The sequence below is a fragment of the Burkholderia torrens genome (assembly GCF_984668525.1).
The window spans coordinates 1,397,955-1,411,412 of the sequence record NZ_OZ480211.1; the positions used below are offsets into that span (position 1 = coordinate 1,397,955).

Sequence of the window (13,458 nt, forward strand, 5' to 3'; positions counted from 1 at the left end):
ATCCACGCCAGTCGCTCGTGTCCGATTCCGCAGTTTCCCCGTTCATTCCCGCGCCACTCCAGTGCGGCCGTTTCGAGCTGACGTTCGAACGCCCGCTCGTGATGGGCATCCTCAACGCCACGCCCGATTCGTTCTCCGACGGCGGCCGCTTCCTCGCGCGCGACGATGCGCTGCGCCAGGCCGAGCGGATGATTGCCGAGGGCGTGGACCTCCTCGACATCGGCGGTGAGTCGACGCGCCCCGGCGCGCCGCCCGTGCCGCTCGACGAGGAGCTCGCGCGTGTGATCCCGCTCGTCGAGGCCCTGCGGCCGCTGAACGTGCCGCTGTCGATCGACACCTACAAGCCAGCCGTGATGCGCGCGGCGCTGGCCGCCGGCGCGGACCTGATCAACGACATCTGGGGGTTTCGCCAGCCGGGTGCGATCGACGCGGTGCGCGAGGGCAACAGCGGGCTATGCGCGATGCACATGCTCGGCGAGCCGCAGACGATGCAGCTCGGCGAACCCGATTACGGCGACGTCGTGACCGACGTGCGCGACTTTCTCGCCGCGCGTGCACAGGCGCTGCGCGACGCGGGCATTGCACCGGAGCGGATTTGCGTCGATCCCGGCTTCGGGTTCGGCAAGGCGGTCGTCGACGACAACTATGCGCTGCTGGCCGCGTTGCCGGACACGGCGCCGGCGCGGCCCGACGGGCGTGCCTATCCGATACTCGCGGGCATGTCGCGCAAGTCGATGCTCGGCGCGGTGATCGGCGGCAAGCCGCCGATGGAGCGCGTCGCGGCGAGCGTGGCGGCCGCGTTGTGTGCGGTCGCGCGCGGTGCCGCGATCGTGCGTGTGCACGACGTCGCGGCGACGGTCGATGCGCTGAAAATATGGAATGCCGTGCGCGAAGCCGCGCGGCAACGATAAGTCAGAAGACGAAGGAGGAAGGACCCCATGGGACGTCGATATTTCGGCACGGACGGCATTCGCGGCACGGTGGGCGAGGCACCCATCACACCGGATTTCGTATTGCGTCTCGGCTACGCGGCCGGCAAGGTGCTGGCTGGTTCGGCCGGCGTCGCGGCGGGCTCGCGTCCGACCGTGCTGATCGGCAAGGACACGCGCGTGTCGGGCTACATGCTCGAGGCCGCGCTCGAGGCCGGCTTCTCGGCGGCGGGCGTCGACGTGATGCTGGCCGGCCCGATGCCGACGCCGGGCGTCGCGTACCTGACGCGCGCGCTGCGCCTGTCGGCCGGCGTTGTGATCAGTGCGTCGCACAACCCGTATCACGACAACGGGATCAAGTTTTTCTCGGCTGACGGCAACAAGCTGCCCGACGACACCGAAGCCGCGATCGAAGCGTGGCTCGACAAGCCGCTCGAATGCGCATCGTCCGACGGCCTCGGCAAGGCGCGCCGCCTCGATGACGCGGCAGGGCGCTACATCGAGTTCTGCAAGAGCACGTTCCCGGCGGCGTTCGACCTGCGCGGGCTGAAGCTCGTGATCGATTGCGCGCACGGTGCCGCGTACCAGATCGCACCGCACGTATTCCACGAACTCGGCGCGGACGTGATCCCGATCGGCGTCGCGCCGAACGGCTTCAACATCAACGACGGCGTCGGTGCGACCGCGCCGGACGCGCTGGTGCGCGCCGTGCGGGCAAACCACGCCGATCTCGGCATTGCGCTCGACGGCGATGCGGACCGCCTGCAGGTCGTCGATTCGACCGGGCGCCTGTACAACGGCGACGAACTCCTCTACGTGCTCGTGAAGGACCGGATCGCGACCGACGGCAAGGTCGACGGCGCGGTGGGCACGCTGATGACGAACCTCGCGGTCGAAGTCGCGTTGCAGCGCGAGGGCGTGAAGTTCGTCCGGGCGGCGGTCGGCGACCGCTACGTGCTCGAGCAGTTGCGCGAAAACGGCTGGCAGCTCGGCGCGGAAGGTTCAGGTCACATCCTGTCGCTCGACCGGCATTCGACCGGCGACGGCATCGTGTCGGCGCTGCTCGTGCTGGCCGCGCTGAAGCGCAGCGGCCGCACGCTCGCGCAGATGCTCGACGGCGTCACGCTGTTCCCGCAGAAGCTGATCAACGTGCGGATGAAGCCGGGCGCCGACTGGAAGGGCAGCGCATCGATTCGCGCGGCGATCGACGCGGCGGAAGCCGCGCTCGCCGGCAGTGGCCGCGTACTGATCCGAGCATCGGGCACCGAGCCGGTGCTGCGCGTGATGGTCGAGGCGCAGCAGGCGGCAGATGCGGTGCGCCATGCGGAGACGATCGCCGACGCGGTGCGCGCGGCGACAACCTGACCCGGATAGGCGCGTGCGCGGCGGCCCGGCCGGCCGCGCGCCGGCTCCCGACGAATGTGCGTGCGGCGCCCTCGGGCGCCGCAGTTTTTGTCAGACGCAAAGGTTTGCCCTACCTAATAACAGCGACCTTCGGCAAACGCATTCTTACGATCGAATCAGGCATCCGACCCCCGAATCGTGCCTGCTGCCGGGCCGGGCTTCCCGTCCCGCCGACGCTGCGCTACGATGCGCCGCATGCCCTCGAAAGCGGGCGTCCATCCCGCCCTCCGAGCCAGGCAATTCTTGCCGCCCGCGCCGCTCGCGCGCCCCCGACGCGCCACCCGATACTCCCTTTCAACCAGTCATGTTACTGTCACGCCAGTTTCATCGATTGTCACATTACCGTCATGAGGAGCCCCTAACCTTCGCGGTGCCGTAGTCATCCGCTCACACACTGGAGGTCTCATGAAATTGATGCAAACCGCGATTGCCGGCCTGGCTGGCGCGCTTTTCGCCGTCGCCGCCCACGCTGCCGACATCACGGGCGCAGGCAGCACGTTTGCGATGCCGATCTATACGAAATGGGCTGCCGACTACCAGCAGTCCGGCGGTTCGAAGGTCAACTACCAAGGTATCGGCTCGTCGGGCGGCCTGAAGCAGATCGTCGCGAAGACGGTCGATTTTGCCGGTTCGGACGCTCCGCTGAAGGATGAAGAGCTCGCGAAGGAAGGCCTGTTCCAGTTCCCGACGGTGGTCGGCGGCGTGGTGCCGGTCGTCAACGTACCGGGCGTGAAGGCCGGTGAACTGACGCTGTCGGGCCCGGTGCTCGGCGATATCTACCTCGGCAAGATCAAGAAGTGGAACGACCCGGCGATCGCCGCGCTGAACCCGAAGGTCAAGCTGCCGGATACGGACATCGCCGTGGTTCGCCGCGCTGACGGTTCGGGCACCAGCTTCATCTGGACGAACTACCTGTCGAAGGTCAACGACGAGTGGAAGTCGAAGATCGGCGAAGGCACGACGGTCAACTGGCCGACGGGTACGGGCGGCAAGGGCAACGACGGCGTCGCAGCCTTCGTGCAGCGCCTGCCGGGCGCGATCGGCTACGTCGAATGGGCGTACGCGAAGAAGAACAACATGGTCTACACGGCCCTGAAGAACTCGACGGGCACGGTGGTCGAGCCGAAGACGGAAACGTTCAAGGCCGCTGCTGCAGGCGCGAACTGGTCGAAGTCGTTCTACCAGATCCTGACGAACCAGCCGGGCAAGGAAGCATGGCCGGTCGTCGGCGCGACGTTCGTGCTGCTGCACGCCAAGCAGGAAAAGCCGGAGCAGGGCGCCGAAACGCTGAAGTTCTTCAGCTGGGCGTTCAAGAACGGCGAGAAGGCTGCTGACAGCCTCGACTACATCTCGCTGCCGCCGGCTGTCGAGACGGAAATCCGCAAGCAGTGGAAGACCAAGGTGACGGACGCGTCGGGCAAGCCGGTCGCCGCCGAGTAAGCAGTGCAGCGGTTCGCTGCCCGGCCGCGCCGGTCGGGCAGTGTGTGCGGTGAAGCCGGGCGTCATGGCGCCCGGCAATCAAAAGCAGGCACCCATGTCTGATATTTCCTACACGTCCTCCCGATCGCCCGACGGTGCGCAGCGCGCGCCTGGCCGTCTCGGGGATGTCCTGTTCGGCGGCCTCGCTCGGCTCGCCGCGATCGTGACCCTGCTGCTGCTGGGCGGGATCATCGTCTCCCTGATCATTGCGTCGCTGCCGACCATCCAGAAGTTCGGCCTCGGCTTCCTGTGGCAATCCGAGTGGGATCCCAACTCGGACATCTACGGCGCACTCGTGCCGATCTACGGCACGATCGTGACGTCGGTCATCGCGCTCGTCATCGCGGTGCCCGTCAGTTTCGGCATCGCCCTGTTCCTCACCGAATTGTCGCCCGTCTGGCTGCGCCGCCCGCTCGGCATCGCGATCGAGCTGCTCGCCGCGATTCCGTCGATCGTGTACGGCATGTGGGGCCTGCTCGTGTTCGCGCCGATCTTCGCCGAATACTTCCAGAAGCCGATCGGCCGCCTGTTCAAGGACGTCTGGGTGCTCGGTCCGCTGACGGCCGGCCCGCCGATCGGCATCGGCATCCTCGCGGCCGGCGTGATCCTCGCGATCATGATCATCCCGTACATCGCGTCGGTGATGCGCGACGTGTTCGAAGTCACGCCCGTGCTGCTGAAGGAATCGGCGTACGGGATCGGCTGCACGACCTGGGAAGTGATGTGGAAGGTCGTGCTGCCCTATACGAAGACCGGCGTGATCGGCGGCGTGATGCTCGGCCTCGGCCGCGCGCTCGGCGAGACGATGGCCGTGACTTTCGTGATCGGCAACACCAACCTGCTCGACAGCGTGTCGCTGTTCGCGCCGGGCAACAGCATCACGTCGGCGCTGGCGAACGAATTCGCGGAAGCGCAGCCGGGCCTGCATACGTCCGCGCTGATGGAACTGGGCCTGATCCTGTTCGTGATCACGTTCATCGTGCTGTCCATCTCCAAACTGCTGCTGCTTCGTCTCGAGAAGGGAGAGGGCAAGAAATGAGCGAGCCCATCATGAATTTCCCGGGGGCGGACGGCGCCGTGCTCGAAGCGATGCGCAACCGCCTGCAGCGCAAGCGCAAGGCGATCAATGCGATCGCGCTCACCGCGTCGCTCGGCGCGATGGCATTCGGCCTGCTGTGGCTCGTGTGGATTCTCTACACGACGATCCACCTCGGTGTCGGCGGCCTGTCGCTGCAACTGTTCACCGAATCGACGCCGGCGCCGAACACGGAAGGCGGCGGCCTGGCGAACGCGATCGTCGGCAGCCTGCTGCTGTGCGGTTTCGGCACGCTGGTCGGCACGCCGATCGGCATCCTCGCGGGCGTCTATCTCGCCGAATACGGCCAGAAGAACCTGCTGGCGAGCACGATCCGTTTCATCAACGACATCCTGCTGTCGGCGCCGTCGATCGTCATCGGCCTGTTTGTGTACGCGATCGTCGTGGCGAAGTCGGGGCGCTTCTCGGGTTGGGCCGGCGTGATCGCGCTCGCGCTGCTGCAGATTCCGATCGTGATCCGCACGACCGAGAACATGCTCAAGCTCGTGCCGAATGCGCTGCGCGAAGCGGCGTTCGCGCTCGGTACGCCGAAGTGGCGAATGGTGCTGAAGATCACGCTGCGCGCGTCGGTCGGCGGGATCGTGACGGGCGTGCTGCTCGCGGTCGCACGGATTGCCGGCGAAACGGCGCCGCTGCTGTTCACCGCGCTGTCGAACCAGTTCTTCTCGGTCGACATGGGCCAGCCGATGGCGAACCTGCCCGTCACGATCTACAAGTTCGCGATGAGCCCGTTCGCGGAATGGCAGTCGCTCGCATGGGCGGGCGTGTTCCTGATTACGCTCGGGGTGCTCGGACTCAACGTCCTGGCGCGCTCGATCTTCTCGAAAAAGTAACGGCGGAGCAATCCGATGAATATGGCAGAGAGCCACCTGAATCCTGTCGAGCGCACCGCTGCGCCGGCCGGCACCCATGACGCGGCGAACGATCGCCCGCTCGCGCCGCTGAACGCGAAGATCGAGGTCAACAACCTCAACTTCTTCTACAACAAGTTCCATGCGCTGAAGAACATCAACCTGCGCATTCCGGACGGCAAGGTGACCGCGTTCATCGGCCCGTCGGGTTGCGGCAAGTCGACGCTGCTGCGCACGTTCAACAAGATGTTCGCGCTCTATCCGGAGCAGCGCGCCGAAGGCGAAATCCTGATGGACGGCGAGAACCTGTTGACGACGAAGCGCGACATCTCGCTGCTGCGCGCGCGGATCGGCATGGTGTTCCAGAAGCCGACCCCGTTCCCGATGTCGATCTACGACAACATCGCGTTCGGCGTGAAGATGTTCGAAAAGCTCACGCGCTCGGAAATGGACGACCGCGTCGAGTGGGCGCTCACGAAGGCCGCGCTGTGGAACGAAGTGAAGGACAAGCTGGGCCAGAGCGGCTACGGCCTGTCGGGCGGCCAGCAGCAGCGTTTGTGCATCGCGCGCGGCATTGCCATCCGTCCGGAAGTGCTGCTGCTCGACGAGCCGTGCTCGGCGCTCGACCCGATCTCGACGGGCCGCATCGAAGAGCTGATCGCGGAGCTGAAGAGCGACTACACGGTCGTGATCGTCACGCACAACATGCAGCAGGCCGCACGCTGCTCGGATTACACGGCCTACATGTACCTGGGCGAGCTGATCGAGTTCGGCGAGACCGAAAGGATCTTCATCAAGCCGGTGCGCAAGGAAACGGAAGACTACATCACCGGCCGTTTCGGTTGATGACGGAGAACAACAGCCATGTCGGATAAACATCTGTCGAGCCAGTTCGACGCGGACCTGAATGCCGTGTCGTCGAAAGTGCTGGAAATGGGCGGACTCGTCGAGTCGCAGATCGTCGGCGCGATGCGCGCGCTGAACGAATTCGATCGCGATACGGCCGAGAAGGTGATCGCGGCCGAGGAAACGCTGAACGCGATGGAAGTCGACATCGACCAGGAGTGCGGCAACATCATCGCGCGGAGGCAGCCTGCCGCGCGCGACCTGCGTCTTTTGATGTCGATTTCGAAAACGATTACGAACCTCGAACGCGCCGGCGACGAGGCCGAGAAGATCGCCAAGCGCGTGCGCCGCCTGGTCGACGAGCCGGCCGCGCGTGCGGTCAACATCGCCGAGATCAAGGTGTCGGGCGAGATGGCCGTGACGATCCTGCGCCGCGCGCTCGACGCGTTTGCGCGTCTCGATACGGTCGCGGCCGCGCAGATCGTCAAGGACGACAAGGAAATCGACATGGAATTCCGTGCGTTCGTGCGCAAGCTCGTGTCGTACATGCAGGAAGATCCGCGCACGATCTCGGTCGGCCTCGATTACCTGTTCATCGCGAAGGCGATCGAACGGATCGGCGACCACGCGAAGAACATCGCCGAATTCATCATCTACATCGTGAAGGGCACTGACGTGCGGCACCAGCCGCGCGACACGCTCGATCGCGAAGCCAACAGTTAACACGACCCAGCACAGGAAGAACAGAGGTGCCGATGCCCAGCAACATTCTCGTCGTTGAAGATGAGCCCGCGATTTCCGAACTGATCTCGGTGAATCTCCAGCACGCCGGTCACTGCCCGATCCGTGCGTACAACGCCGAACAGGCGCAGAACCTGATCAGCGATGTGCTGCCCGATCTGGTGCTGCTCGACTGGATGCTGCCGGGCAAGTCCGGTATCGCGTTCGCGCGCGACCTGCGCAACAACGAACGGACCAAGCACATCCCGATCATCATGCTCACCGCCCGCGGCGACGAGCAGGACAAGGTGCTCGGCCTCGAAATCGGCGCGGACGACTATGTGACGAAGCCGTTCTCGCCGAAGGAACTGATGGCGCGGATCAAGGCCGTGCTGCGCCGCCGTGCGCCGCAGCTGACCGAGGACGTCGTGTCGATCAACGGGCTGCGCCTCGATCCGGCCACGCATCGCGTCGCCGCGCACGGCGACGGCAGCGAGATCAAGCTCGATCTCGGCCCGACCGAGTTCCGCCTGCTGCATTTCTTCATGACGCATCCGGAACGCGTGCACAGCCGCACGCAACTGCTCGACCAGGTGTGGGGCGACCACGTATTCGTCGAGGAGCGTACCGTCGACGTGCATATCAAACGATTGCGCGCGGCCTTGAAACCGGCCGGTTGCGATGCGATGATCGAGACCGTGCGCGGCAGCGGCTACCGGCTCGCCAAGCACGCGTAACGTATCCGGACATGCCGTGTGCCGCGGCATGCCGTTCATTCTTTCGGACGCTGAATCATGAACATCATCTGGGCGCGCTTTCTGGTGTCGCTCGTGCTGCTCGTGCTGATCGGCGTATTGGTCGGCGTCTTCGCCGGCCCGACCGCGGGCCTCGTGTTCGTGGTCGTGATGCTGGTCGCGCAGGGCTTTTTCAGCACCTTCCATACGCAGCGTCTGTGGCGCCTGCTCGATGCGCCCGTCTACGGCGAGGTGCCGAGCGCGCCGGGCATCTGGGGCGAGATCTACTATCGGCTGCACAAGCTCGCGAAGCAGTGGCATGCGCAGGTACGGCAGGTCGAACAGCAGCATTCGCGCTTCATCCAGGCGATCCAGGCGTCGCCGAACGGCGTCGCGATGCTCGACGACCACGACCAGATCGAGTGGTGCAACGCGATCGCCGAGGTTCATTTCGGCCTCGATGCGAAACGCGACCTGCGCCAGCACATCACGAACCTGGTGCGCCATCCCGATTTCGTCCGCTACCTGAATGCGCAGCATTACGAAGAGACGCTCGTGATGCGCGGCATGGGCGATTCGCGGCAGAACGTGCTGGCCGTGCAGGTGTTTCCGTACGGCGAGAACCGCAAGCTGCTGCTCACGCAGGACATCACCGAACTCGAGCGGACCGACGCGATGCGGCGCGACTTCGTCGCGAACGTGTCGCATGAGCTGAAGACGCCGCTCACCGTGCTGTCGGGTTTCCTCGAGACGATGCGCGAGCTGCCGCTGAACGAGGAAGACCGCGCGCGCTACCTCGACATGATGGAGCAGCAGGCATCGCGGATGCGGCACATCGTGACCGACCTGCTGGTGCTCGCGAAGCTGGAAGGCGAGAGCCGCCCGCCGCTCGATCGCGCGATCGACATGCGTGCCGTGTTCGACCATCTGAAGGAGGACGCGCAGACGCTGTCGAACGGGCATCACGACATCGCGTTTGCGATCGACGAGACGCTCGGCGTCACGGGTGCGCAGACGGAGCTGTTCAGCGCCTTCGCGAATCTCGTCACGAACGCGATCCGCTATACACCGGAAGGCGGCAAGATCGTCGTCACGTGGCGGCGCGAGGGTGCGCAGGGCGTGTTTTCCGTCACGGACAGCGGCTTCGGCATTCCGGCCGCCGACCTGCCGCGGCTCACCGAGCGCTTCTACCGCGTCGACCGCAGCCGGTCGCGCGACACGGGCGGCACGGGGCTCGGGCTCGCGATCGTCAAGCACGTGCTGCAGCGGCACGACGCGCACCTGTACGTGCAGAGTGAGGAGGGGCGCGGCAGCACGTTTACCGCGCGGTTCCCGGGTTCGCGCATCATCGCGATCCGGCCGGCCGCGTACGAGGCTTGATCGCGTAGCGTTCCGGCGTAAAAAAAAGCAGCCCGCGGGCTGCTTTTCTCATGGCGATGCGGCGCGCGACCCGCATCGCGCCGACGGCTCACGAGCAGAACTTCGCGAGCAGTCCGAGTTGCGCGTTGCGGACCGTCTTGCCGGCGCGGCGGCGGCGGTAGTGACCGTCGCTTTGCATCTGCCACGCGGACTGGTTGTCTCCGAGACACACCGACAGGCCTTCGGCGATCACGCGCCGCTTGAGCTTGCGCTCGCGGATCGGGAACGCGACTTCGACGCGGCGGAACAGGTTGCGGTCCATCCAGTCGGCGCTCGACAGATAGACGTCCTCGGCGCCGTCCGCATGGAAGTAGTAGATCCGGTGGTGCTCGAGGAAGCGGCCGACGATCGAGCGCACCGTGATGTTTTCCGACAGCCCCGGCACGCCGGGCTTCAGCGCGCAGACGCCGCGCACGATCAGGTCGACCTTGACGCCGGCCTGCGACGCTTCGTACAGCGCGGCGATCACCGACGGCTCCAGCAGCGCGTTCATTTTCGCGACGATGCGCGCGCGCTTGCCTGCCTGTGCATTGTCGATCTCCGCACGGATCGAATCGATGATGCGCGGATGCAGCGTGAAAGGCGACTGCCACAGCTCGTGCAGCGTCAGTTCGCCGCCGATCCCCGTCAGTTGCTGGAACACGTGATGGACGTCCTCGCAGATCTTCTGGTCGGCCGTCATCAGCCCGAAGTCGGTGTAGAGGCGCGCCGTGCGCGGGTGGTAGTTGCCGGTGCCGAGGTGCACGTAGCGGCGCAGCGACGCCTTGCCGGCCTGCACGACGCGCCGAACGATCAGCATCATCTTCGCGTGGCACTTGTGGCCGACCACGCCGTACACGACATGCGCGCCGACGGCTTCGAGCTGCGACGCCCAGTTGATGTTGGTTTCCTCGTCGAAGCGCGCGAGCAGCTCGACGACGACGGTCACTTCCTTGCCGTTGCGCGCGGCTTCCATCAGCGCGTCCATCAGCGGCGAATCGGTGCCGGTGCGGTAGATCGTCTGCTTGATCGCGACGACGCTCGGGTCCTTCGCGGCCTGCTGCAGCAGTTCGAGCACAGGCTGGAAGCTTTCGTACGGGTGGTGCAGCAGGATGTCGCCGTTGTCGATCGCGTCGAACATCGTCGGCGCGTTCGTGATCGCGGCCGGAATCGACGCGGTGAACGGCGCGAACTTCAGGTCGGGGCGGTCGACGAGATCGGGAATCTGCATCAGGCGCACGAGGTTCACGGAGCCGGCCACGCGATAGCAGTCCTTGTCGCCGAGTTCGCTCTCCTCGAGCAGGCGCCGCACGATGTGCAGCGGCGTGTCGGCCGACACTTCGAGGCGGACCGCGTTGCCGAGGTGGCGTGCGGGCAGTTCGCCCTGCAGCGCGACGCGCAGGTTCGTGATTTCGTCTTCGTCGACGAACAGTTCACTGTTGCGCGTGATGCGGAACTGGTTGCAGCTTTTCACGACGAGCTGCGGGAAGAGTTCGCCGACGAAACGCTGCATGAACGAGCTCAGCAGCACGAAGCCGTGTTCGAAACCCGACAGCGCGTGCGGCATCCGCACGACGCGCGGCAGCGCGCGCGGCGCCTGCACGATGCCCATCACGGCCTGGCGGCCGAACGCGTCGCGGCCTTCGAGCTCGACGACGAAGTTCAGGCTCTTGTTCAGCACGCGCGGGAACGGGTGGGCCGGATCGAGGCCGATCGGCGTCAGCACCGGCAGCAGTTCGTCGAGGAAGTAACCCCGCGCCCATTCGAGCTGCTCGTCGTTCCACGTGTCGCTCGCGTGGAAATAGATGCCTTCCTGTTCGAGCGCGGGCAGCACGGTTTCGTGCAGCATCGTGTACTGTCGATGGACGAGCCGCTGCGCGCGTTCGACGACGAGATCGTAAGCGTGCTGTAACGACATGCCGTCGGGTGTCAGCGCGCCGGGGTTGTCGCGGATCTGCTCCTGAAGGCCGGCCATGCGGACTTCGAAGAATTCGTCGAGGTTGCTGCTGGTGATGCAGATGAAACGGAGGCGCTCGAGCAACGGGACTTGAGGATCGGCCGCCTGGGCCAGCACGCGCTCGTTGAAACCGAGGATGCCGAGTTCACGATTGAGAAGCGGGTAACGGACGGACATCGGCAGAGTAGGGGGTGATTCAGGCGATGATTCGAAAGGACGCTCGGAAACTCTCACGGTACGATGACGTGCTGATGACACGATTGTATTTATATCGGCAAATTCTACGCTGGAACCCTTTCGTCTCATAAATGTTTCGGCTATATGGAATCAAGCAGTGTGCATGCCCGTGAAGCGTGGCAACGCCAAGCGTTCCACGCTTAAAATGTCGCCTTTGATTGATCGCCCTGGGCTGCCGGTCCGGCTGCCGCGGGCGAACGCGCACGGAGCCCCCTTCTGATGGTTACAACTCCCCACTTGCTGGCTGCCGTGGATCTCGGCTCGAACAGCTTCCGGCTGATCGTCGGTCGCGTCGAGGAAACGCCGGCGGGCAGCCAGATCTATCCCGTCGACGCGCTGCGCGAGCCCGTTCGGCTGGCCGCGGGCCTGTCGAGCGACAAGATGCTCGATCGTGCGTCGCAGGAGCGTGGCTGGGAGGCGCTCAAGCGGTTCGGCGAGCGCCTGCGCGATTTCCATCCCGATCACGTGCGCGCGGTGGCCACCAACACGCTGCGCGTCGCGAAGAACGCCGGCGAATTTCTCGGCGAGGCCGAAGCGGCGCTCGGTTTCCCGATCGAAGTGATCGCGGGCCGCGAAGAAGCGCGGCTGATCTATGCGGGCGCCGCGCACTCGGTGCCGGCGAGCGCCGGCAAGCGGCTCGTCGTCGACATCGGCGGCGGCTCGACCGAATTCATCATCGGCTCGCACTACACGCCGATCGTGATGGAGAGCCTGTATATCGGCTGCGTGAGCCACAGCCGTACGTTCTTTCCGGCCGGCAACGTCGACGAATACACGATGCGCCAGGCCGAACTCGCGGCCAAGCGCGAGATCCAGATCATTTCGAGCGAGTACAAGAAGGCCGGCTGGGACCAGGCGATCGGTTCGTCCGGCACCGCGCGTGCGCTCGCGGAACTCGTCGAGGCGAACGGCTTCAACGATCCGGGCATCACACACGGCATTTCGCGCGGCGGCCTCGAGCGGCTCAAGCGTGCGCTGATCAAGTCGGAGAACGTCAACCGGCTGAAGCTGATCGCGCTGAAGCCCGACCGCGTGCCGGTGCTCGCCGGCGGTCTGGCGATCATGCTCGCGGTGTTCGAGGAGCTCGGCGTCGATTACGTCGACACGACCGACGGCGCGCTGCGCCTCGGCGTGCTGTACGACCTGCTCGGCCGGACGCAGCACGAGGACATGCGCGCGGTGACCGTCGAGGGCTTCACGCGCCGCTACGGCGTCGATCGTGCGCAGGCCGAGCGGATCGGCGCGCTCGCGGGGCGTTTCTACGACGAACTCGAGGAAGACGACGAAGAGGCGCGCGAGGAAGGGCGGATGTTCCTCGGCTGGGCGGCCGCGTTGCACGAGATCGGCCTGTCGATCTCGCACAGCGCGTATCACAAGCATTCGGCCTATATCGCGAGCAACGCGGACATGCCGGGTTTCTCGCGCACCGACCAGGCGCGGCTCGCCGCGCTCGTGCTTGGTCACGCAGGCAAGCTGGGCAAGCTGTCGCAGGCGCGCGAGGTCGAGTGGCCGCTGCTGTTCTGCCTGCGGCTCGCGGCGCTGCTGTGCCGGCGCCGGACCGATGCGGGGCTGCCCGACATTTCCGTGTCGCAGATGAAGAAAGGCGGGTATGAAGTGCGCCTGCCGAGCGCATGGGTCGAGCAGAACCCGTTGACCGACTACAGCCTCAGCCAGGAGGCGGCCGAGTGGGAGAAGGTCGGTATTCCATATCGCGTGGTGTACACCGGCGCTTAACGGGCCGATAGCGGGGCCGTAGCGATGTCCGGAAGCCGCTGGGCGGGAAGGTGGCTGCGGTGCCCTCGAGCGT

At 65.6% G+C, this 13,458-nt stretch carries 11 protein-coding genes; 10 read left to right on the forward strand and 1 reads right to left on the reverse strand.

What is annotated here, in order from left to right:
- Positions 1-17 precede the first annotated feature (17 nt).
- The 9 genes from folP to phoR all read left to right on the forward strand — a co-directional run bounded on the left by folP (position 18) and on the right by phoR (position 9,439).
- Entirely contained in the window at positions 18-911 is an 894-nt protein-coding gene (gene folP / locus AC5LXX_RS06500) for a dihydropteroate synthase (RefSeq protein WP_493410864.1), read from the forward strand.
- A 27-nt stretch (positions 912-938) separates the two neighbouring features.
- A complete protein-coding gene (gene glmM / locus AC5LXX_RS06505) occupies positions 939-2,294 on the forward strand; it encodes a phosphoglucosamine mutase (RefSeq protein WP_493410865.1) in 1,356 nt (451 codons plus the stop codon).
- Between the two features lie 444 nt (positions 2,295-2,738).
- On the forward strand, positions 2,739-3,773 hold the full coding sequence (pstS, locus tag AC5LXX_RS06510; RefSeq protein WP_493410866.1) for a phosphate ABC transporter substrate-binding protein PstS: 1,035 nt from the start codon (positions 2,739-2,741) through the stop codon (positions 3,771-3,773).
- Between the two features lie 94 nt (positions 3,774-3,867).
- Positions 3,868-4,851, forward strand: a complete 984-nt coding sequence (pstC, locus tag AC5LXX_RS06515; RefSeq protein ID WP_493410867.1) for a phosphate ABC transporter permease PstC — start codon at positions 3,868-3,870, stop codon at positions 4,849-4,851.
- Positions 4,848-5,741, forward strand: a complete 894-nt coding sequence (gene pstA / locus AC5LXX_RS06520; RefSeq protein WP_124453925.1) for a phosphate ABC transporter permease PstA — start codon at positions 4,848-4,850, stop codon at positions 5,739-5,741. The genes pstC and pstA overlap by 4 nt, the downstream gene beginning before the upstream one ends.
- A 15-nt stretch (positions 5,742-5,756) precedes the next feature.
- A complete protein-coding gene (gene pstB, locus AC5LXX_RS06525; RefSeq protein ID WP_493402788.1) occupies positions 5,757-6,605 on the forward strand; it encodes a phosphate ABC transporter ATP-binding protein PstB in 849 nt (282 codons plus the stop codon).
- Positions 6,606-6,623: 18 nt separating this feature from the next.
- The gene (gene phoU / locus AC5LXX_RS06530; protein ID WP_006476334.1) at positions 6,624-7,328 is read left to right on the forward strand and encodes a phosphate signaling complex protein PhoU; all 705 of its coding nucleotides are present in this window, start codon (positions 6,624-6,626) and stop codon (positions 7,326-7,328) included.
- Positions 7,329-7,360: 32 nt separating this feature from the next.
- Positions 7,361-8,062, forward strand: a complete 702-nt coding sequence (phoB, locus tag AC5LXX_RS06535) for a phosphate regulon transcriptional regulator PhoB (protein ID WP_006750313.1) — start codon at positions 7,361-7,363, stop codon at positions 8,060-8,062.
- A gap of 57 nt (positions 8,063-8,119) precedes the next feature.
- Positions 8,120-9,439: a phosphate regulon sensor histidine kinase PhoR gene (gene phoR / locus AC5LXX_RS06540; RefSeq protein ID WP_322083059.1), complete on the forward strand. Its 1,320-nt coding sequence runs from the start codon at positions 8,120-8,122 to the stop codon at positions 9,437-9,439.
- 88 nt (positions 9,440-9,527) lie between these two features.
- Here phoR and ppk1 read toward each other — a convergent pair whose 3' ends face one another.
- Positions 9,528-11,591, reverse strand: a complete 2,064-nt coding sequence (gene ppk1 / locus AC5LXX_RS06545; RefSeq protein ID WP_493410868.1) for a polyphosphate kinase 1 — start codon at positions 11,589-11,591, stop codon at positions 9,528-9,530.
- Positions 11,592-11,870: 279 nt separating this feature from the next.
- Here ppk1 and ppx point away from each other — a divergent pair, with 279 nt between their 5' ends.
- Entirely contained in the window at positions 11,871-13,385 is a 1,515-nt protein-coding gene (ppx, locus tag AC5LXX_RS06550; protein ID WP_124453919.1) for an exopolyphosphatase, read from the forward strand.
- Positions 13,386-13,458 lie beyond the last annotated feature (73 nt).